Here is a 20,110-nt window from a genome sequence, read left to right as displayed (position 1 = left end):
AACAATGAAAAAGGAGCTTGATGCTCCTTTTTTACCTATGGGCTACAAGCCTAGAGATTCCGGCCTAAAACACCGCCGGAATGACGAACATGAGTCATACCCGAGCAGTAACATGAGTCATACCCGAGTAGCAACATGAGTCAAACCCGAGTAGCAACATGAGTCATACCCGAGCAGTAACATGAGTCATACCCGAGCAGTAACATGAGTCATACCCGAGCGGTAACATGAGTCATACCCGAGCAGTAACATGAGTCATACCCGAGCAGTAACATGAGTCATACCCGAGCAGTCGGGTATCTTGTTAACTCATCTCAAGAGGTAAATACAACGTTTACCTTTACTCTTTTAATGGCGGTTGTCAGTAGAAATTAAGTTATAAGGTAAGAGCTCAGGAATCGCTTGTTGAAGTTTGGTTTCACTCTCATCCAGATCAATAAGCTTATTACAAAATTCGCTAGCCTTAGTTTCAATTACTTTGGTTTTTTCATTGATATCTAGCTCAATTTCTTGACCAAGTTCAGACAGGTGTTGGTCGAAATTGGCCATTCTATCTTCCATTTCGCCTTCTTCTTGTGCTGTCATGGCTTTGCCTACAGCCAATAAAATTGTTCCGACAGAAGAGGCTACAATTTCTTTGATCTCTTTTTCAAAGTCGCCGGCGAAGATCTCATCAAAATCATTAAAGTCTTGCGGGGCAACGAAATAGCTATCATCAGAATGATTGAAGCGACGGCGCATACGCCAGTGTAATTCATCAAAGTTTTCTTGGAGCTTTTGATGTGATTCACTGTTTTCTCCAGTTAAACCACCGACGAGTTTGTTGACTGCTTTTAAGCCGATATCAACACCGTCAATAGCGATAGAAACTATCGCAGGCACGTGCTCTCGAATGCCTAGGCTGTAATGAGCCAAGACGTCTTTTTGTTGATCGGTTAATGAAATTTCTCGGCCGTGAATAAACAGTTGGCTATTGTTGGTGATTTGAACATTGGTAATGCCTTTATCTATCGTCCGAATATGACGTGGATCAATGATAACCCCGTAGTTAAAATTAACAGAGCAGTGCCCAGCTACTGCTGAGGTAGCAACTAGAGGTAAGGCGAGAGCGCAGCTGCGAATTATATTCATTAATATCACCGAAATATTACCGATATTTTTATTGCACCATAGCAAAATAGCGGAATTGACAACAGGAGGTTTATAGAAAAATGAGGTAAAGTGCTAGTTATTTACGATTGGATCAATAATCACCTTGCGCTCGCGGTATAACATTTTACTCGGACCATACTCTCTTCGGCTACGCTCAACAAAATCGCCAATACGCACTTCAACGCCGTGATAAATTCGCTCTCTGCCTTCTACGTATACGCTTTCAATAAATCGTTGCAGAGCTTGCTCGGCGCGCTCTCGATCATAATATAAGTCACCTAGCGTACTGGAGTGGAACTGATACGCTTTAACTACTTTAGCCAACACTTCTTTATCGGCTCGCTCTTTTGGTAGTTTACGCAATTTTTCGGTGGCGTTTTTGAGCTCTTGTGTTTTCTCATTTTCGTCTTTAATTTTTACATCAATTTGCTCAATTCGATGTTTGTATTTTTCAATTTGATTAGCGAAAGTGATGAAGGTGTTACTACCGGCTGATGCGCCTATACTACCGGCGTGGATTGATGTACCTGCACTTATATGGCCGGCGATTAACTTGCCGTTTAACTTATCCTCTTGACCTACCCATAGTTTGCCGTTGAGGCTAACAATACTGTGCATTAATTGGTTTTCAATGGTGATATCGGTGCCAGCGATTAATTCGCCGTATTGGCAATAGGTTGCGTGAATAGACCCTTTGGCATTAACAAAGGCTGACATTTTCAAATTGTCGACGTTATTGGTTTCAACTTCCTGTTTTTTACCAATAATACCTTTTTTGATAATGATATCGCCACCTGACTCCAACATCGCTGACTCAACAAAGCCACCAACAGTGATATCGCCTGAAGCGATAACTTTCATACTTTCTTTAACATCGCCTTCGATAATGACGTTGCCTTCAAATTTGATATGACCAGAGCCAATATCAACGTTGTTGACGGTGTAGACCTTTTCCACGGTCATACCGTTGTTAATAATTTTAGGTAAGCCAACCAGTGTAGAAATTAAAACGTTTTGATTTTTCGGGCTAAGTACGGTGCCTTCACCTACCTCTAGTTGACAATCTTCACCAGGTGTTGGCTCAAGATCTTTACCCGTTACGGTGTAGCCTTTTACCCCTAAGGTGAAAGGAATGCGTTGGGCTAAAGGGTCGCCAGCTTTTACACAAATAATATCGCCAAGATTACGCATATCGACAGAGCCGTCGGCACGCGCTTGTGGTCTTAAAATACGCGATTGAGCACTCTCAACGAGCATTTTTATTTGGGTATCTCTGCCGTTTTGTGGCAATTTGCCTTTGGCGACAATTTTACTGACTTGGGTACCAGGTTCGGCTCTTGCCGCGGTTTGTGCTAACGAGATTAGTTGCTCTTTGATAAAACCTTTGACAACCCCCTGTTCTTGAGCTGCATTTAAGATAGCTTTAGCTGAAAGGTGCGCGCCACCTTGCGCTGTGGTGATTTCAACGCTTGCCTGCATTTCATCACTTTCAATTTTGGCGGTCGCAGAAGCGTCAATTCTAACGAGTACTTCATAGCGAATTTCTCGACCAGTTTGATTGTCAGGCAGTGACTTTAAGACGTCATTCATCTCAGCAATCGCGTTCTTGACGTTATTGCTGACTACGTGTAAATCTCCGTATTCAGAACTTTCGATGAGATCATAAATATCAAGCTCAGATACGGGTGTGCTCGATTTTTCCGGAGTTAGTACTAAATCTATATTATTTTTATTATTACTGACTAAACTCGCTGTGGTCATTTACTTAGCCTCTACCGACCTAGCATTTTAGATATAGTTTTCTTGATGGATCTTTATAAAAACAGGTGTATCTTCCTTGGTGTAATCAATTTTGTACTCTTTATTGTCGAGCGCTTGCACGAAAACAAGTTTCTTTTCTTCCCCGAAAATATCAATAGACGTTAAATCAATAACTTCTTGATAGGCTTTTTTGGCTTCTGATTTTTTTCTAGGGATCACACCGTTATATGGCGCTAAACCATTATAAGTAACAATAACCGGTTGGTGAGCGCCGTTTACAATAATTAAATCAATTTTTCTGATTTTGTGAATAATGGTATTTCGACCACTCGTGATAAAGTTTTTATCTAACAAAATAGTGCTCCAAGATAGTTCTTTTTAGCCGTGGTTAACATTTGAATAAAGCTCGGTTTGTTACAACACATTAACACATTGGGCTTACATAACTTTATGAATATATAAATAATTCAAGTGTTAAGCAATGACATTTCGTCTGCGTTGGTAAAAAAAAGTGCCACATTCGTTGCCTTTCGCTATAGCCTGCGTGGCTATTTTGTGACAGCGCGATCGATTAAATATCGCGGTGTACTGTTAATATTTAAGATAAATCTTCTGATTAAATCAAGGCAAATGGCACTAACGGCATGTTGAAAATACCAGCGGTTGCCTGGCACTATGCATTGCACTGTATTTATATTTTCAGTACTTCCCCAAGCGATCCAAACGGTGCCTACAGGCTTGTCTGCTGTGCCGCCAGAAGGGCCAGCAATGCCTGAGACGGCAATGGCAAGGTTAGAGCCGGATAGCTTGAGCGCACCTTGCGCCATTTCAATAACCGTTTGCTCACTAACAGCCCCCATTGCGCTAAAGTCGATTGACTCACGCCCAACACTTTTTCTTTGATGTCATTCGAATAAGTGACAAACCCGGCGTGAAAACTCCCTGACGCACCGGCTATTTGGGTTAGTTGGCTTGCAATTAACCCTCCAGTGCACGACTCTGCAGTGGTTAGGGTTAACTGATGTTTCTGTAAAGCTTTATTTACTTCATTAGCTAGAGACGTTGGTTTGTCGATAATGTGATGGATAATATGTTCGGCCAATAAATCTTCGAGCTTGGTGAGCCAGTATTTTCGTTCCTGATCTGGGTAATTTTGCTGATAGGTAACTTTTAGCTCTAATAATGGCATTGATGCGCGAAAGCCGATGTCTAATTCACTTGGCCAGTCGGGTAGTTTATCGCTAAGTAGTTGTTGTAGCGCCGACTCACCATAGCCAAAAACTTGCATGCGATGGGTAAAAAGCTGCTCAGTTTGACCAATTAATTTGTTAATAGTGGGTAATATTTCTTGGCGTGTCATTAACTTGAGCTCTTTGGGGACGCCTGGTGTACAAATAATTAAACAGTCGTTTAGCGTTAATGAAAAGCCGACAGCAGAGCCGATACTGTTGGCGACGATGTCACAGTTTTGCGGCAGCATCGCTTGCTTTAAGTTAGCCTTAGACAGTTTTGCATTGCGTTGTTCACACCATTGGGACAAGTGAGCAAGCGCTACAGGGTGCTCAGTAATAGGAAGGTTGGCAGCCTCTGCTAATGCTTGTGCGGTAAGATCATCGGTTGTTGGTCCTAATCCACCATTAATAATGAGGATGTCGCTTTGCTGGCTGATGTTGGTTATCTCGTTAACAAGGGAAGATAAATCATCGGCAACAGTGACCATACGATTAACAAATACGCCAAGTAGCTTTAGTTCACTGGCGATAAATGCTGAATTGCTATCTACGATATCACCAGACATTAATTCATTGCCGGTCATTAATAACTGTACGTTTAATCTACTCATTATTTGCCTCATGTTTTTTTGGCTACTTTAGGTGATCAACAAACAAAAACCCAGAAAAATTCAAGTTAATTAGATAGTTTTTGCCGATAGCTAAAGTCTGGTGTTAGACTAACTTTCATTGTCAATTAATACACTAGGCTTTTGAATGTTGAGACTGTGCACATCTCTAACATACTGTTGTCTTTTTACCTTGTGGGTAAATTTCAGTGTGAATGCGCAAGATACACCGGAATATGTAATAGGCGTTGAAGACGTCAATTATTACCCGTTGTTTCATTTTAGCGCAAGTGGCGTTAAACACCCGAGCTTTGCTCGAGATATTCTAACGGCGTTTTTTGAGGACAAGCAATATCGCTACCGATTTGTCCCGCTGCCGATTAGGCGATTTGATAAGTGGTTTATTGACCACAATATCGATTTCAAATTTCCTGATAATCAACGTTGGCGCGCTGATGGTGGTAAAACACTCAATTTAACCTACAGCGAGCCGGTACTCACACTGATGGCCGGGACATATGTCCTGAAACAAAATGCCAATATAAAAAAGTCGCAAATTAATTCGTTAATGACGATACGAGACTTTTATCCGACGCTTTGGCTTGAGCCTATTGCACAAGGGCAAGTAACACTGCACGAAGAAGCTTCACCCGTTAGTATTATTCGTCATTTGTTAATGAGTAATGTCCAGGCCACCAATATTGATAGCAATGTGATTCGACACCAATTGAAAGAAATGAACAAACAAGGTGAAATTGTACTGGCAGAAAATATATTTCACGAGCAATATACTTTTCACTTATCAACGATTAATCACCCTGAGATAATCAACGAGTTTAACGCCTTTATTAAACGTGAACGCAGTTTAATCGAGCGGCTTAAAAAGAAATATGAGATCAAAGAAGAATGGGATTAAACAAGCCATACAATCGAGCTCTACTCGTTGGCGACTGGTTTTCCACCGCAACGAATGAGCAAGGTGATAGTTTAAGCGAATTTGCTCATTTGTCAGCCGATGGCAGTTTTGAATTTCGCTTTGTTAGACAAAATAAGGCAGGCGAATTGATCGAGGAAGCTATTGAGTATGGTGATTGGGGCTTAGTGGGTAATGTTCACTTTACAATAACTAAAAGTGAATTTATCGAAAATGAACATTTTGCAGCTGATCTTAATGACGAAAACAATTATCATGCCTACCACGTGACAAGGCTCGATAGCCATGTGTTTGTCTATCAGCACGTTGAGACACAAGAAGAATATGTATTACGACGGTTAAGTCCGAGCGTCGGTATGTGTTAATAACTATATAATGAGAAAAAAATGAAGCGCTTAAAAGCAGCAAGTTTAATCACGGCGATTAAAACACCGTATAACCGTGATGGTGAGATCGATCTTGCAACTTATGATCAACTAGTTGAACAGCTTATTGCTGGTGGTGTAGAAGGTATTATTGTTGGTGGTACTACGGGTGAAGGCCAGTTGATGAACTGGGAAGAGCACTTAATGCTGATAGCCCATAGCGCTAACAAATTTGGTGATCGTTTGATCATCATAGGTAACACAGGTAGTAATAATACGCGTGAAGCGATTAAAGCGACTGAATATGGTTTTGCAAGTGGTATGGATGCGGCACTGCAAATCAACCCTTACTATGGCAGAACATCAGAGCAAGGTGTGATTGAACACTTTAAGAAAGTGTTACCATTGGGCCCGTTATTTATTTACAACGTACCAGGTCGAACAGGGCAAGACGTCACCCCTGAAATGATTGCACAAATTGCTGATCATCCAAACTTTATCGGCATGAAAGAGTGTGCAGGTAACGAGAGAATTGCCGCTTACGAAGCTCAAGGTATTGCTTGTTGGTCGGGCAACGATGATGAAGCGTTTGAAGGTCGCCACAAGGCAAATTCTCACGGTGTTATGTCGGTTACGGCAAATATCGCACCGAGCTTGATGCGTAAATTGATGGATGATAGCCAAGCGAGTGAGCTAAACAAAAAAATGCAGCCGCTTATTTCATGGTTATTCTGTGAGCCTAACCCCATTTCAATTAATACCGCATTGGCGATGACCGGTGCTGTTGCACCGATCTTTAGACTGCCATACGTAGCTTTGTCTGCTGAGCAGCGCAAGCAAGGTGTTGAATTATTATCTGCATTTGATCAAAACGAGTTAGTTGGTGATGAGCTTAACGTACTCGAAGACAGTGATTTTACCTACCTAGCTTAAGTCGCTCAGATTAACTGAGCTCGCTCAACTAGAACCGATTGAGAAAACCCGCTTTAAGCGGGTTTTCTATTTCTTATAAGCATGACAAATTTGCTAGATTTGGCGATAACTTTTCGGGTAAATCAATCGATATTGACTGTTGCGTGAGTGGGCAAATAAAGCTCAAATGGACTGCACATAATTGTAAATCGAAAGGGCTATCGCTCGTTGCGATACCGTGGAGTCGATCGCCGACTATGGGCATGCCAATACTGGCTAAGTGTTTTCTGATCTGGTGCTTTCTACCTGTTTCTATAAGTACCACTACTTGAGTCAAATCTTTGTGTTCATCACGCTTTAACATCTCAACAGTTGATTTAGCTGCTTTGCCGTCTATCGGTTGTTCAATGACTTGGCGTTGAGTGGTTAACGTCTTGTGATGGCAAATGGCGTGATAAATCTTGGTCAATTGATGGTGCTCAAACAGCTTAGCTAACTCGCGAGTAGCTGATTTTGTATGAGCAATAACGATAATACCTTGAGCTGATCTATCTAACCTATGGACCAAAAACACGGGTCGTTGATGATTGAAATGTTCGGCGGCGAAACGCGTGATAGTGGTATGTTCACTCCATTTTGAGCCCTGTGATAGCATGCCACAAGGCTTATACCAAATACTGTAATCGCGATAGTCAGCAAGTAAGGTTGCAGGCAAAACCGTTTGGTTAAGGACGCTTTCGTCGTAATAGAAATGTAAGGTATCGCCAATATCGAGCGGTTTCTTTACTCGCCTAAAGCGCTTTGTCGACTTACCTTTTTCAAGCCATAGTGCGCCTTTAGCAACGGCTGACTTTATTTGGCTAACAGACAACTGGCTATGGGCTTTTAGCAGGTCAAGCGCATGACTGTTAACGTGGTCAATGGCAAGGTGTAATTCAAATTTTTCCAAGTTCAACTCAGCTGCATAACTCATATAATTCGTTGGGCATTTTAACCTATCTTGTTATCATAACGAATAAATTTACCTATTGAATATTTGGCAGATTAATGGAAAGAGATTTAGCAGTTTACCCTGACAATGAAACAGGGGATTTATTGTGGTCACTGGTAGAGGCGGGTGTTGACCTTGGCCAACCGTACGAAGTGGAGTTTTCTGTTATTTTTGAGCAAGAACAGCAGGCACTTAACTTTGGACGTTTACTGCTGGAAAACAATCAAAAACTGTCTTTTTCCCCTTACAATGGCAGTGATAGTCACCCTTGGGAAATTACGGCATATCCAAGCATGCCATTATCGATTGAAAATATTGATGGCTATACTCAGCTATTACAAGAAAACAGTGCAGAATTCGCTGGTGTTTTTGATGGTTGGTATACCCAAGTGTTACAGTTATTAAGCGAGTGATAGGTAATATCGTGATTGATGCAGCAAGCCTTAAAGCTATTGAAAAAGCGTCGAAAGATTCATTTTTCAAACAACGAAACCTCATCAAGCAAGTGTTAGCCGGTAAAAAAGTGCTGTGTCCTACTTGCAATAAACCGATAGTTTTTTCGGCGCCAAACAAAGATAAAGTCGGCGCTGTACATTGCGCTTTAGGTTGTACCGATATCGAGCTAGATATGAGTTAGCTGATTACGGTAAAGATCAAGTGATGTCAAATCACTAAAATACACAATAAACCATGTATTCTTGTGCATTATTTGAAAGTAGCGATTTGATCTAGCGACTTTTTCACTGTTGAATGGTGGGGAATGGTCGCGTCGTCGTTTGGATAACCGGCAATCAATAGCATATAAGCGCGTTCGTTATCTCCTCGCTGACAAATTTTATTTAAAAAAGACATTGGCTTGGGTGTATGAGTAAGTGTCGCTAGGCCTGCGTTGTGAAGCGCTGAGATCAAAAAGCCGGTAGCGATACCAACGGATTCATGCACATAGTAATTGGTGTTTTTGTCATCGGCGTGGATCCCGCCTTTTTTCTGACTAAAAATAGCAATAAGCCAAGGGGCATTTTCCAAATAAGGTTTTTGCGCATCGGTACCAAGTGGTTTTAATGCGTCTAACCACTCTTCGCCCGCGCGACCTTCGTAAAATCCTCTTTCGTGCAATTCAGCTTGCTCTCGCACTTGTTTCTTAATTTCAGGATCTGAGATAGCAACAAAATGCCAAGGCTGATGATTCGCTCCACTTGGCGCTCTGCCGGCCGTTTGGATACAGTTTTCAATGATTTCTTTGGCTACTGGCTTGTCGCTAAAACTGCGTATTGAATGGCGACGCTTCATATCAGCTAAAAACGCTTTTGATCGCGCTAACATTTCATCTTCGGGATAGACAATAAAGTCGGTTAATGGATAACTGTCGTGCTCTTGCATTTTATTATTCTTCCTGATTAGTTTTTGTTTAGCTTATTTCTCTATCAGGTCAGAGTCAATTGATACTGCACCCACACAAAACCCAAAATAAAAAGGGGGTCAGAGTAAAATGACTCTGACCCCCTATTTTTGTTTTTATAAGTTGTGGTTATTAGCCAATAAACTTACGTGCATTGCGGAACATGCGAACCCACGGTGAATCCTCACTCCATGAATCAGGGTGCCATGAGTTGGCAACTGTACGGAATACACGTTCGGGGTGTGGCATCATAATAGTGACACGACCGTCAGTTGTTGTTAATGCCGTGATACCATCTGGCGAGCCGTTCGGGTTAGCAGGGTAAGTCTCAGTTACGTCACCGTAGTTATTTACGTAACGCATCGAAACGGTACCTGAGTTGTTCGCGGCATCAATCGCTTCATCGTTGGCAAATTCTGTGCGACCTTCACCGTGAGAAACGGCGATTGGCATGCGTGACCCAGCCATATCTTTGAAGAAGATAGATGGACTGTCAGTAATTTCCACTAAAGAGAAACGCGCTTCAAAACGCTCTGATTCGTTTTGTACAAAACGCGGCCAGTGCTCAGAGCCAGGAATGATCTCTTTTAAGTTAGAAAGCATCTGACAACCGTTACACACACCCAATGAGAATGTTTCTTCTCGTTCAAAGAACGTCTTGAACATTTCACGGGCTTTCGGGTTAAATAAGATTGATTTCGCCCAACCTTCACCCGCGCCTAATACGTCACCGTATGAGAAACCACCACAAGCCACTAAGCCTTGGAAGTTAGCTAAATCGGCACGACCTTCTAAAATGTCTGACATGTGAACATCAATCGCGATAAAGCCAGCGCGGTCAAAAGCTGCTGCCATTTCTACGTGAGAGTTAACACCTTGCTCACGTAAAATGGCAACGCGTGGGTTAGTTTCATTTTCAGCGTCTTTGGCAATCAAATCAGCGACGATATCTTCGTTAATGTCGAAGGTTAATTCAGCGTTTAAGCCCGGATCTTCGGTATCGAATTTAACATCGAACTCTTCTTGCGCGCATTGTGAGTTGTCGCGTAAAGATTGCATTTTAAGCGTTGTCTCTGCCCATACTGTGCGGAAGTAAGTACGAGAGTTTTCAAGGACAACGTTATCGCCGCGTTTGAAAATGATCATGTCTAAGTCATTTAAGCGACCTACATCTGTACAGCAATCTAAGATACCGTGCTCTTCAAAAATTGCATGAATAGCGTCAACGTCTGATTCTTTAATTTGAATTACCGCGCCAAGCTCTTCTGAGAATAATACTTCTAAGTCGTTACCTGGTAACTTATCGATATCGATTGTCACACCTGTGTGACCAGCAAATGCCATTTCAGCAACTGTCGTGAATAAACCGCCATCGCTGCGATCGTGGTAAGCAACCAACATTTCTTTACGCACTAAGGTTTGCATAGCGTTGAAGAAACCTTTTAATGTGTCTGGGCAATCAACATCTGGTGTCTCTTTACCAAGTTGCTTATATACCTGTGCTAAACACGAGCCACCTAAACGGTTCTTACCTTTTGATAAGTCGATAGCAACAAGGCGAGTGTCACCCTTGTCTGTACGAAGTTCTGGCGTCACTGTTTTACGAATATCCTCAACACGACCAAAGGCTGTGATGATTAATGACATTGGAGAAGTTACAGACTTCTCTTCACCGTTGTCTTCCCACTTGGTTTTCATCGACATCGAGTCTTTACCTACAGGAATTGTTAAACCCAATGCTGGGCATAACTCTTCACCAACGGCTTTAACTGCTTCGTAAAGGCCTGCATCTTCACCTGGGTGACCTGCTGGTGACATCCAGTTGGCAGAAAGTTTGATTCGGTTTAAATCGCCAATATCTGTACCTGCGATATTGGTTAATGACTCAGCTACTGCTAAACGCGCTGAAGCGCCAAAGTTAAGTAGAGCGACTGGTGTGCGCTCACCCATTGCCATGGCTTCACCGTGGTATGAGTCAAGTGCAGCTGCAGTGACACCACAGTCAGCTACGGGCACTTGCCAAGGACCAACCATTTGGTCGCGGTTTACCATACCGGTTACAGAGCGGTCACCAATGGTGATAAGGAAGGTTTTTTCAGCAATTGCCGGTAAACGCAATAAACGATCTGCCGCTTCGCTAACTTCAACACCAGTAAAGTCTAACGCGTTGCCTTGGGTTGGCACTGAAACAACGTCTTTTTTGATCTTAGGCGTTTTACCTAATAACACGTCGAGTGGTAAATCAATTGGTGTATCTTTATCTGTACCTTCAAAGTGCGAGTCAGTAACGGTTAAGTGCTCTTCTTCCGTTGCTTTACCAACAACGGCGAAAGGTGCACGTTCACGCTGACAGATTTTTTCAAACAGTGGTAATTGCTCGTCTGAAACCGCTAAAACATAGCGCTCTTGTGACTCGTTACACCAAATTTCATGTGGCGCCATGCTACGCTCATCGTTTGGCACGTTGCGCAGTTCAAATACACCACCACGGCCACCGTCAGATACTAATTCAGGGAAGGCATTTGAAAGACCACCAGCACCGACATCGTGGATAAATAAAATAGGGTTGTCTTCACCTAACTGCCAACAACGGTCAATAACTTCCTGGCAACGGCGTTCCATTTCTGGGTTTTCACGTTGTACTGAAGCAAAATCTAAGTTTTCAGCCGATTGACCAGATGCCATTGACGAGGCCGCACCACCGCCAAGGCCGATGTTCATTGCCGGACCACCTAATACGATTAAGTTAGCGTCAACGTTAATTTCGCCTTTTTGCACGTGTTCGTCACGGATATTACCGTAACCACCGGCGATCATAATCGGCTTGTGGTAACCACGTACTTCAACGCCATTAAATGAGTTAACTTCTTCTTCATAAGTACGGAAGTAACCATTGATTGCAGGGCGACCAAATTCGTTGTTAAACGCTGCGCCACCTAATGGGCCTTCGATCATAATATCTAGCGCGGTAACAATGCGATCTGGCTTACCGAAATCTGATTCCCACGGTTGTTCAAAGCCCGGAATACGCAAGTTTGAAACTGAAAAACCAACAAGGCCAGCTTTAGGTTTAGAGCCAACACCCGTTGCACCTTCATCGCGAATCTCACCGCCAGAGCCTGTTGCAGCACCTGGGTACGGAGAAATAGCAGTAGGGTGATTGTGGGTTTCAACCTTCATTAAAATTTGAATATCTTCGTGGTGGTAGCCGTACTCTAATGTGTCTGGCTCAGCGTAAAAACGACCACCTTCTGAACCGACCATAACCGCCGCGTTATCTTTGTATGCAGATAACACGTAATCTGAGTTAGTTTCATAGGTATTTTTGATCATTTTAAACAATGATTTTTCTTGTTTTACACCGTCGATTGTCCAATCGGCATTGAAGATTTTGTGACGACAGTGCTCAGAGTTTGCTTGAGCGAACATGTAAAGTTCGATGTCGTGCGGGTTACGACCTAACTTGGCAAAGTTTTCTGCTAAGTAAGTAATTTCGTCTTCTGCTAATGCTAAGCCTAACTCAACATTAGCTTTTGCTAGTGCTTCACGACCACCGCTCATGACATCAACTGAACTAAATTCACCCGGTTCTGCGGTTGCAAATAGTGCTTGGGCATCGTTAAAGTCTGAAAAAATAGACTCCATCATACGGTCGTGAATTAAGTTGTTTAATGCTTTTTCTTGCGCTTTACTGAGCTTATCACTTTCAACGTAATAAGCGATACCGCGTTCTAATCGTTCAACTTTGTTTAACCCACAGTTGTGCGCGATATCAGTAGATTTTGATGACCATGGCGAGATAGTGCCCGGACGAGGCGTAACCAATAAAAGCGTGCCAGTTGGCTCATGCTCTTCAATGGTTGGGCCGTATGTTAATAATTTTGCTAAGACTTCAGATTCTTCTGCAGTTAATTCCTCATTTAAGTGGGCAAAATGAGTAAATTCAGCATAAATACTACGAACAGGAAGGGTTAATTCTTCACATTGTGCCAGTAACTTGTTAACTCGAAAGTCAGATAGTGCCGGCGCACCGCGAAGAGTTTTTATTAACATTGCCATATGCTTTGTCACCAAGGTTGGATTTATTAGGAAAAAATCGCGCGTATTATATATGGAAGGGAGGCTAAAATATAGAACTGGTGTGAATAAAATAAGAGAAAATTCTGTTGTTAAAACAATAGCTTTACACTTATTTTAGTTGACTGTTTGGTCAGGTGTTTTGTTGGTAAAGTTTTTCGCTTACATTACATATGGTTAAATGCTTTTAGTGAGCAACTTTCCGCGGGTCGATGTGGCTAAATGAAGAGAACACTAGAATTAAGATAAAAAAATGTTAATTATAACCTCTGGGTTTTGGGTATACTTAGTTTAAGTATTTAAAAGGCTTGTAGAAAGTACGATGAAAGTAGCGAGTTATATTAGGCAATGGCTCAAGCAAGAGCAACGAATTCGGCGATTTAGCCTTTTCGTGACTATCGCTTTGCTGTTATCAGGCTGCTATCAAACCGAGCAAAAAGATCAGTTGAGTGAAATCATTGAAAAAGGCTCGATTACTGTCGGTACTTTATTTGGCCCTAATACCTACTACATTGATGCCGAAGGGCCAGCCGGGTTTGAGTATGAATTGGCGAAAAAATATGCCGAGCATTTAGGTGTTAAACTTGAAATTGTCCCAAGCTATAACCTAGAGGCGTTGTTCCCTAAACTCGAAAGTGGAGACGTTGATTTTCTCGCGGCAGGGCTTGCTGTAACCCCTAAACGATTAGAGCAGTTTAACTTTGCACCTAGTTATGACTCGATCAGTCAAAAACTCGTTTTTAAACAAGGTAAAGAAAGACCGCGTGACGTAGAGGATCTCGAAGGTAACCTAGTGGTAACCGCGTTGTCTAGCCATGTCGAAAATCTACAAAAACTTAAAAACCAATACCCTGAATTGAGCTGGCAGGAAAATAGCGAACTCGATGCACAAGAGTTGTTGTTGGAAATCCTCGCTGAAAATATTGATTACACGGTGATCGACTCCAATACGCTGGCAATAAACCGTCGTTATTATCCTGAAATTAGCATTGGCTTTACCATTAAACAGCCTGAGCCGTTAGCTTGGGCCGTTAAAAAACATGGTGATCACTCATTACTAACCAGCTTAGTGGAGTATTTTGGTGAAGTACATCACGACGGCACTCTACTGGCATTGGATGACAAATATTACGGCCATGTTAGTAGTTTTAATTACGTTGATACGCGCACGTTTATTAAAGCGATTGAAGAGACGTTACCGAAATACCGTCCGTTATTCGAAAAATACGGTGAAGAAATTGATTGGCGACTACTGGCTGCAATTAGTTATCAAGAATCCCACTGGAACCCGAAAGCTCGCAGCTATACCGGTGTTCGCGGTATGATGATGTTGACGCTGCCGACAGCACGTCAAATGGGAGTTAAGAGTCGATTAGACGCTGAGCAAAGTATCCGTGGTGGTGCGAAATATATTACGCAGTTGATCAAGCGAATGCCGGATAGAATTCCTATGCCTGATAAAATTTGGTTCGCCTTAGCTTCATACAATGTGGGCTTTGGTCATTTAAACGATGCGCGAATCATCACTGAGCAACAAGGTGGCGATCCCGATAGATGGGTTGAAGTTAAAACCCGTTTACCTTTGTTAAAACAAAAGAAATACTACAAAAAAACGAAATATGGTTATGCCCGTGGCGATGAACCGGTTAACTACGTGGAAAACATTCGTCGCTACTACGATACGCTGCAATGGTTTGATGAAAAGCAACGTATGGAAGAGCTAACCTCACCAGCGCCCGTCAGTCAAACAACAGCATCACTTAATCCATAATCGACAAAAATAAGTGATCCAATGTCATCTAATTGTCATAAAACATGGCGATAATAGTAAAAACCTGATAACTTGGTCAGGTTTTTAACCCATGGTTAACACTGTGGTTCATTCACCAATTAACAGGAGGCAGAAATGAGAAGACGCATTAATAGTCATAGACAAGTTGTCGCTACTCGCCGTAAGCGCCTCGTTCACGAGCGCCGAAAAAAAATCGTTGATCGCCGAGCGGTGTTTTTTCTACTAACCCTTGAAGATGAAAAAAATATCGCGTTTAACTAAACCTTAAGTAGCGTGTTATTTTAACGCCTGCTTAAGTGCCTTTTTTTCTTTTCTTCTACGTCTAAAAAAGTTAGATAACATCGTTGAGCATTGCTCTTGGTATAAACCGCAACGATGCTCAACTTGATGATTTAACTGTGAATTGGCGACCAAATTGAAGACACTACCAGCACTACCTGTTTTTAGATCTGGGCTGGCGTAAATCACCTGTTTTACTCGGCTGTGCACTAATAGGCCTGCGCACATAGGGCAGGGCTCTAGCGTGACATAAAGCGTACAATCGAGTAGACGATAATTATCAAGTGTTTTGCCCGCTTGCCTGATCGCTAACATTTCAGCGTGGGCGGAGGGATCATTTAAGGTTATTGACTGATTATAGCCCTCGCCGACGATTTTCCCTTGATAAACGACAACGGCACCAACTGGAATTTCGCCAATCGCTTCAGCCTGTGCTGCTAATTCGATCGCTCTTTGCATAAAGCGATGATCTTGAGAGTTAAAAATATTCTGGTTCATAACATTAACAAACGACTATAAAAAGCGGGCTAATAATTCGTTTAAATAGCGATGCCCCTGCTCGGTAACTTGCCATGAATCATTAAAATGCTCAACGAGTTCTTGCGCTTTAGCTTGATTAAGTTGGTCAAGCAGTAGATCGCTTTCAAGCCCTGTTGCTTGGCTAAAGTGTGCTAGCGTAAAGGCTTCTTTGAGCCTTAACTGATTCATCATAAATTCAAAGGTAAGTTCATCTTGAGCGACTTCATTAAGTTGATCAAGCGCTGGCCGATCAGCTTGCAAATAGCCTTTAGGATGTTTTACTTTAACCGTGCGAAAAACTTTACCTGTTGTTGGATCAGTGACTTTTCCATGGGCACCACAGCCGATACCCAGATAATCACCAAATCGCCAGTAATTTAAATTGTGCTGGCATTGCTTTCCGTCTTTAGCGTAAGCAGAAATTTCATATTGATGATAACCTGCCGCTTCAAGCAGTTTTACGCCTTCTTCTTGAATCGACCACAAGGTTTCGTCTTGCGGTAATTCGGGTGGTTTTGAATGAAAGGCAGTATTTGGTTCAATGGTTAGTTGATACCAAGAAATATGGTCAGGGTTTAACGCTATCGCCGTTTTCAAATCGTCTAAAGCATTTTCTAAGTTTTGCTCGGGTAAGCCATGCATAAGATCTAAATTAAAGCTTTTTATCCCTGCTTGGTGAGCAAATTTGGCCGCTCGTTTAGCTTGTTCACTATCGTGAATACGACCAAGTTTGATCAGTTTATCTGATTCAAAGCTTTGCACCCCTATCGATAATCGCGTTACACCGGCTTGGGCAAAGCCAGTAAACTTTTCTGCTTCTACCGTGCCAGGGTTAGCCTCTAAAGTGACCTCAAAACTTGCGTCATCAATAAGGAAACGCGATTTTACTTGACTGAGGATCTCGCCTATTGCGTTTGCAGAAAACAAACTCGGTGTGCCGCCGCCAATAAAAACGGTATGTAATCGACGGTTGGTTAAATTAAAACGCGCGATATCATCATCTAAGTCTTTTATTAGCGCTGCTACGTAATCTGCTTCGGGGATCTGATCTTTAAGTGCGTGTGAATTAAAGTCGCAGTACGGGCACTTTTGCACACACCAAGGAATGTGAATATAAAGTGATAAAGGCTGAGCTTGAAGCACGCAACTAACCGTTTATTTGGTTAAAATGAGCAACGAGTTTGGCAAGTGCTTTACCGCGATGGCTAAGCGCACCTTTTTCTGCTCGGGTTAATTGTGCCGAGGCTTTTTGCTCTGATTCAATCCAAAACAGCGGATCGTAACCAAAACCTTGCTCGCCAAGTGGTGCGGTTAAAATTTCACCTTCCCATGAGCCGTGACAAATCACCGGCGTTGGATCGTTTGCGTGCGCCATAAAAACTAAAACACAGTGAAAACGAGCCGTACGTTGAGACTTTTCAACACCCGCTAATTCCGCTAACAGCTTGGCGTTGTTATCGCTATCGGTTGCATCTGCCCCAGCAAAACGGGCCGAATAGACGCCCGGTGCACCATTTAGTGCGTCGACTTCTAAACCTGAATCATCAGCGATGGCAGGTAAGCCCGTGATTTTAGCAGCGTGGCGAGCTTTGATAATGGCGTTTTCAACAAAGGTTGTACCCGTTTCAGCAACATCACCGACGTTAAACTCACTTTGTGGTACCACTTCAATATGGTGTTTGCTAAGGAGTTCACCGAGCTCTTTTACTTTGCCTAAGTTGCCGGTTGCTAAAACGATTTTGTTCATGGAATAACGCCTTAATCGAAAGAAGATTATGGCGGCGAATTATGAATGATATCGATAAAAAAAGCCATGTTTACTAGTAAGTATGGCTTTGTTTCTTTATATGAAGAGATTCCGGCCTAATACACCACCGGAATGACGTTATGGAGTCTATCGGCCTATAACAAAACATAGAGTCATACCCGAGCAATCGGGTATCTCATATTTTAGGTAAATAAAGAGATTCCGGCCTAATACACCGATGGAATGACATTACAGAATTAAGAAGTTGAGTCATACCCGAGCAATCGGGTATCTCATATTTTAGGTAGATAATGAGATTCCGGCCTAAACACCGCCGGAATGACATTACAGAATTAAGAAGTTGAGTCATACCCGAGCAATCGGGTATCTCATATTTTAGGTAGATAATGAGATTCCGGCCTAATACAACGCCGCAATGACACACTGGAGTTTTACCGATTAATCGGCATAGAGCTTCTGCTTAAAAACCAGGTTGTGCTCTTTACCCTCATCCAAAATTTTGATGTTAAAGGTAAATTGCTCTTCGCTAGTAAAGCGCAGTTGTGCAAGGTAGTAAATGGCTTCACCTTCGACAACTTCGACAAATTCCAACGTTTTTTTATGGCCGAGTAAATTGGTGGCAAAACCAGAAATACCGACACTTTTCGCTGGCTTGTTGGCTTGGGTGTTATCCAACACTGAAATATTGATCAAGGCGTTTATTTTACTGCGAGTAATATCGTAATTCACCGCAACGTTAGCTGGGATCAAGGTGGAATTTAGCGCAATGTAATGTACGTCTATATCACCTAATACTTGCTTTTGCTCAGCCTGTACAGGCAGGCATACACTGGCAATAGCAAGCAGTAACGCAAAAGATTTAGCTAAGCTCGACATAGTAACTCCAAACAATTAAAGCATCGCCCAGTAAGGGACCCAGCCGGATAATAAAATATTGATGACGTTGAGGATCAAAAACGCAACTAAAACCGATAAATCTAATCCCCCAATCGATGGGATAACATTGCGAATTGGTCTTAAAAATGGCTCTGTCAATTGTGAAAATACCGCCAGTGTTGGGTTATAGCCTTGAACTACCCAGCTCATAATGGCCATAACTAGCATGATCATAAACAGTAAAACACCCGTTTGTTTAACTAGCGATAAAAAGCCAAAGTATGCGGCAGAAAGTGGATCAAATGGCCCGCCATTGATCATTGGGATCACGATAAATTTTAAGGTACAGAAAACAAAAGCAAGTAATAAGGTGCCACTATCTAAACCGCCAATACTTGGCACAATGCGGCGCACAGGGATAACTAACGGGTTTGATACCTTAACGATAAACTGGCTCAGAGGGTTGTAGAAATCAGCGCGCACCAGTTGTAGCCAAACGCGTAAAATTAACACCATAATAATGGCGTCGAAGGCAAAGCGTAAAAGAAAGTTTATCGCTTCCATGAATTACTCCAAATTTAAAAGCTGAGTATGAAAAATAAATAGTGTTATCAGTAATACGCTAAAGGTTAACCTTTCGCCATTTCTTTTGCACGTGCAATTGCACTATCCATAGCATCGCCCACCAGACTTTCTAGGGCGCCATCTCTAAAAGTATTGAGCGCTGCTTGAGTTGTGCCACCTTTAGACGTTACGTTTTCACGCAGCTGGGCGATTGAAATATCGTTTTCTACGACCATTTGGGCTGCGCCAAGCGCGGTTTGTTGTACTAGCGCGCGAGCTTCTTGCTCACTAAAGCCAAGGGTTTTCGCTTTGGCTTCCATGGCTTCCATAAACAAGAAGAAATAGGCAGGACCAGAACCTGATACAGCAATAATACTGTCGATATCGGCTTCGTTATCTAACCATTTTATAATGCCAACGGCTTGCATAATTTCACTGGCAATGTGCTTTTGTTCGTCCGTGGTGTTTTCACTAGCAAACATTCCAGAGACACCCAAACCCAACTGCGATGGCGTATTCGGCATCACGCGAATAACACTGCCTTGATGGCCAAGCGCTTGTTGAATTTGTGCCATGGTAGTGCCAGCTGCAACGGAGATAAAACATTTTTCTGAAACATCGATTGCCTCGGCGATTTCACGGCTAACCTGGGTGATCAAGTGCGGTTTAACGCCTAGCACAATAACATCTGCAAACTTAGCCGCTTCAAGGTTGTCAGCAGATTGCAAAATACCGTGTTGAGCAGCGAGTTTCTCTCTTTTTTCTGGCGAAGGGTTTGTCACCATTATGTTGGTTGGCGCAAAGCCTGAATTGATCAATCCTAAAATGACGGCGCTGTTCATATTGCCAGCACCGATAAATGCTACTTTTGTCATTAATAT

The 20,110-nt window shown here is 42.4% G+C and carries 19 protein-coding genes and 1 pseudogene; 7 read left to right on the top strand and 13 right to left on the bottom strand.

The genetic code is table 11. From position 1 onward, the window contains the following. Positions 1 to 348 precede the first annotated feature (348 nt). The 4 genes and pseudogenes from LP316_RS15715 to LP316_RS15700 form a co-directional block, all read right to left on the bottom strand. Complete coding sequence (locus LP316_RS15715) at positions 349 to 1,131, bottom strand: DUF2884 family protein (protein ID WP_226960764.1); 783 nt, start codon at positions 1,129 to 1,131, stop codon at positions 349 to 351. Between the two features lie 93 nt (positions 1,132 to 1,224). After that, positions 1,225 to 2,913 carry a DUF342 domain-containing protein gene (locus tag LP316_RS15710; protein WP_193022046.1) on the bottom strand — a complete coding sequence of 563 codons (1,689 nt, stop codon included), beginning with the start codon at positions 2,911 to 2,913 and terminating at the stop codon, positions 1,225 to 1,227. 27 nt (positions 2,914 to 2,940) lie between these two features. Next, positions 2,941 to 3,267, bottom strand: a complete 327-nt coding sequence (locus tag LP316_RS15705) for a hypothetical protein (RefSeq protein ID WP_193022045.1) — start codon at positions 3,265 to 3,267, stop codon at positions 2,941 to 2,943. Between the two features lie 194 nt (positions 3,268 to 3,461). Next, positions 3,462 to 4,711, bottom strand: a pseudogene (locus LP316_RS15700) (CinA family nicotinamide mononucleotide deamidase-related protein). A 253-nt stretch (positions 4,712 to 4,964) separates the two neighbouring features. Between LP316_RS15700 and LP316_RS15695 the strand changes: the two are divergent. The 3 genes from LP316_RS15695 to dapA are packed head-to-tail and all read left to right on the top strand — an operon-like array spanning position 4,965 to position 6,985. Further along, positions 4,965 to 5,669, top strand: a complete 705-nt coding sequence (locus LP316_RS15695; RefSeq protein ID WP_193022044.1) for a hypothetical protein — start codon at positions 4,965 to 4,967, stop codon at positions 5,667 to 5,669. After that, complete coding sequence (locus LP316_RS15690; protein ID WP_193022043.1) at positions 5,660 to 6,052, top strand: hypothetical protein; 393 nt, start codon at positions 5,660 to 5,662, stop codon at positions 6,050 to 6,052. Before LP316_RS15695 ends, LP316_RS15690 begins: the two co-directional genes overlap by 10 nt. A 21-nt stretch (positions 6,053 to 6,073) precedes the next feature. After that, positions 6,074 to 6,985, top strand: coding sequence for a 4-hydroxy-tetrahydrodipicolinate synthase (gene dapA, locus LP316_RS15685; RefSeq protein ID WP_193022042.1), 912 nt, complete (start codon positions 6,074 to 6,076; stop codon positions 6,983 to 6,985). 73 nt (positions 6,986 to 7,058) lie between these two features. On the opposite strand, the gene LP316_RS15680 is transcribed toward dapA, so the two are convergent. After that, on the bottom strand, positions 7,059 to 7,937 hold the full coding sequence (locus LP316_RS15680; RefSeq protein WP_226960763.1) for an RluA family pseudouridine synthase: 879 nt from the start codon (positions 7,935 to 7,937) through the stop codon (positions 7,059 to 7,061). Positions 7,938 to 8,011: 74 nt separating this feature from the next. Here LP316_RS15680 and LP316_RS15675 point away from each other — a divergent pair, with 74 nt between their 5' ends. Both LP316_RS15675 and LP316_RS15670 read left to right on the top strand, forming a co-directional pair. Next, positions 8,012 to 8,368 (top strand): ribonuclease E inhibitor RraB, encoded by a 357-nt coding sequence (locus tag LP316_RS15675; RefSeq protein WP_193022041.1) that lies wholly within the window; start codon positions 8,012 to 8,014, stop codon positions 8,366 to 8,368. 11 nt (positions 8,369 to 8,379) lie between these two features. Continuing rightward, positions 8,380 to 8,592: a hypothetical protein gene (locus LP316_RS15670; protein WP_226960762.1), complete on the top strand. Its 213-nt coding sequence runs from the start codon at positions 8,380 to 8,382 to the stop codon at positions 8,590 to 8,592. A 68-nt stretch (positions 8,593 to 8,660) separates the two neighbouring features. Here LP316_RS15670 and LP316_RS15665 read toward each other — a convergent pair whose 3' ends face one another. Further along, complete coding sequence (locus LP316_RS15665) at positions 8,661 to 9,335, bottom strand: nitroreductase family protein (RefSeq protein WP_193022040.1); 675 nt, start codon at positions 9,333 to 9,335, stop codon at positions 8,661 to 8,663. A 151-nt stretch (positions 9,336 to 9,486) separates the two neighbouring features. Then, positions 9,487 to 13,413 (bottom strand): phosphoribosylformylglycinamidine synthase, encoded by a 3,927-nt coding sequence (purL, locus tag LP316_RS15660; RefSeq protein ID WP_413470660.1) that lies wholly within the window; start codon positions 13,411 to 13,413, stop codon positions 9,487 to 9,489. Positions 13,414 to 13,753: 340 nt separating this feature from the next. On the opposite strand from purL, the gene mltF reads away from it, so the two are divergent. Both mltF and LP316_RS15650 read left to right on the top strand, forming a co-directional pair. Continuing rightward, positions 13,754 to 15,202 (top strand): membrane-bound lytic murein transglycosylase MltF, encoded by a 1,449-nt coding sequence (gene mltF, locus LP316_RS15655; protein WP_193022038.1) that lies wholly within the window; start codon positions 13,754 to 13,756, stop codon positions 15,200 to 15,202. Positions 15,203 to 15,337: 135 nt separating this feature from the next. After that, positions 15,338 to 15,484 carry a hypothetical protein gene (locus LP316_RS15650; protein ID WP_193022037.1) on the top strand — a complete coding sequence of 49 codons (147 nt, stop codon included), beginning with the start codon at positions 15,338 to 15,340 and terminating at the stop codon, positions 15,482 to 15,484. Between the two features lie 15 nt (positions 15,485 to 15,499). On the opposite strand, the gene tadA is transcribed toward LP316_RS15650, so the two are convergent. The 6 genes from tadA to proC all read right to left on the bottom strand — a co-directional run bounded on the left by tadA (position 15,500) and on the right by proC (position 20,104). Further along, the gene (tadA, locus tag LP316_RS15645) at positions 15,500 to 16,000 is read right to left on the bottom strand and encodes a tRNA adenosine(34) deaminase TadA (protein ID WP_193022036.1); all 501 of its coding nucleotides are present in this window, start codon (positions 15,998 to 16,000) and stop codon (positions 15,500 to 15,502) included. Positions 16,001 to 16,015: 15 nt separating this feature from the next. Further along, a complete protein-coding gene (hemW, locus tag LP316_RS15640) occupies positions 16,016 to 17,164 on the bottom strand; it encodes a radical SAM family heme chaperone HemW (RefSeq protein WP_193022035.1) in 1,149 nt (382 codons plus the stop codon). A 4-nt stretch (positions 17,165 to 17,168) separates the two neighbouring features. Continuing rightward, on the bottom strand, positions 17,169 to 17,768 hold the full coding sequence (locus tag LP316_RS15635) for an XTP/dITP diphosphatase (RefSeq protein WP_193022034.1): 600 nt from the start codon (positions 17,766 to 17,768) through the stop codon (positions 17,169 to 17,171). 459 nt (positions 17,769 to 18,227) lie between these two features. Next, positions 18,228 to 18,665: a DUF4426 domain-containing protein gene (locus LP316_RS15630; protein WP_193022033.1), complete on the bottom strand. Its 438-nt coding sequence runs from the start codon at positions 18,663 to 18,665 to the stop codon at positions 18,228 to 18,230. A 15-nt stretch (positions 18,666 to 18,680) separates the two neighbouring features. Beyond that, positions 18,681 to 19,229, bottom strand: coding sequence for a YggT family protein (locus tag LP316_RS15625; protein WP_193022032.1), 549 nt, complete (start codon positions 19,227 to 19,229; stop codon positions 18,681 to 18,683). 65 nt (positions 19,230 to 19,294) lie between these two features. Continuing rightward, positions 19,295 to 20,104, bottom strand: a complete 810-nt coding sequence (gene proC / locus LP316_RS15620) for a pyrroline-5-carboxylate reductase (protein ID WP_193022031.1) — start codon at positions 20,102 to 20,104, stop codon at positions 19,295 to 19,297. Positions 20,105 to 20,110: the final 6 nt, after the last annotated feature.

This window comes from Thalassotalea sp. LPB0316 (assembly GCF_014898095.1).
GTDB lineage: Bacteria > Pseudomonadota > Gammaproteobacteria > Enterobacterales > Alteromonadaceae > Thalassotalea_G.
This window is presented reverse-complemented; position numbering and strand designations above follow the sequence as displayed.

Bases quoted from the DNA above. Each gene is read 5' to 3' on its own strand.
- LP316_RS15715 (WP_226960764.1), bottom strand. From the start codon at position 1,131: ATGAATATAATTCGCAGCTGCGCTCTCGCCTTACCTCTAGTTGCTACC.
- LP316_RS15710 (WP_193022046.1), bottom strand. From the start codon at position 2,913: ATGACCACAGCGAGTTTAGTCAGTAATAATAAAAATAATATAGATTTA.
- LP316_RS15690 (WP_193022043.1), top strand. From the start codon at position 5,660: ATGGGATTAAACAAGCCATACAATCGAGCTCTACTCGTTGGCGACTGG.
- dapA (WP_193022042.1), top strand. From the start codon at position 6,074: ATGAAGCGCTTAAAAGCAGCAAGTTTAATCACGGCGATTAAAACACCG.
- LP316_RS15680 (WP_226960763.1), bottom strand. From the start codon at position 7,937: ATGAGTTATGCAGCTGAGTTGAACTTGGAAAAATTTGAATTACACCTT.
- LP316_RS15675 (WP_193022041.1), top strand. From the start codon at position 8,012: ATGGAAAGAGATTTAGCAGTTTACCCTGACAATGAAACAGGGGATTTA.
- LP316_RS15665 (WP_193022040.1), bottom strand. From the start codon at position 9,335: ATGCAAGAGCACGACAGTTATCCATTAACCGACTTTATTGTCTATCCC.
- purL (WP_413470660.1), bottom strand. From the start codon at position 13,413: ATGGCAATGTTAATAAAAACTCTTCGCGGTGCGCCGGCACTATCTGAC.
- mltF (WP_193022038.1), top strand. From the start codon at position 13,754: ATGAAAGTAGCGAGTTATATTAGGCAATGGCTCAAGCAAGAGCAACGA.
- LP316_RS15650 (WP_193022037.1), top strand. From the start codon at position 15,338: ATGAGAAGACGCATTAATAGTCATAGACAAGTTGTCGCTACTCGCCGT.
- tadA (WP_193022036.1), bottom strand. From the start codon at position 16,000: ATGAACCAGAATATTTTTAACTCTCAAGATCATCGCTTTATGCAAAGA.
- LP316_RS15635 (WP_193022034.1), bottom strand. From the start codon at position 17,768: ATGAACAAAATCGTTTTAGCAACCGGCAACTTAGGCAAAGTAAAAGAG.
- LP316_RS15630 (WP_193022033.1), bottom strand. From the start codon at position 18,665: ATGTCGAGCTTAGCTAAATCTTTTGCGTTACTGCTTGCTATTGCCAGT.
- LP316_RS15625 (WP_193022032.1), bottom strand. From the start codon at position 19,229: ATGGAAGCGATAAACTTTCTTTTACGCTTTGCCTTCGACGCCATTATT.
- proC (WP_193022031.1), bottom strand. From the start codon at position 20,104: ATGACAAAAGTAGCATTTATCGGTGCTGGCAATATGAACAGCGCCGTC.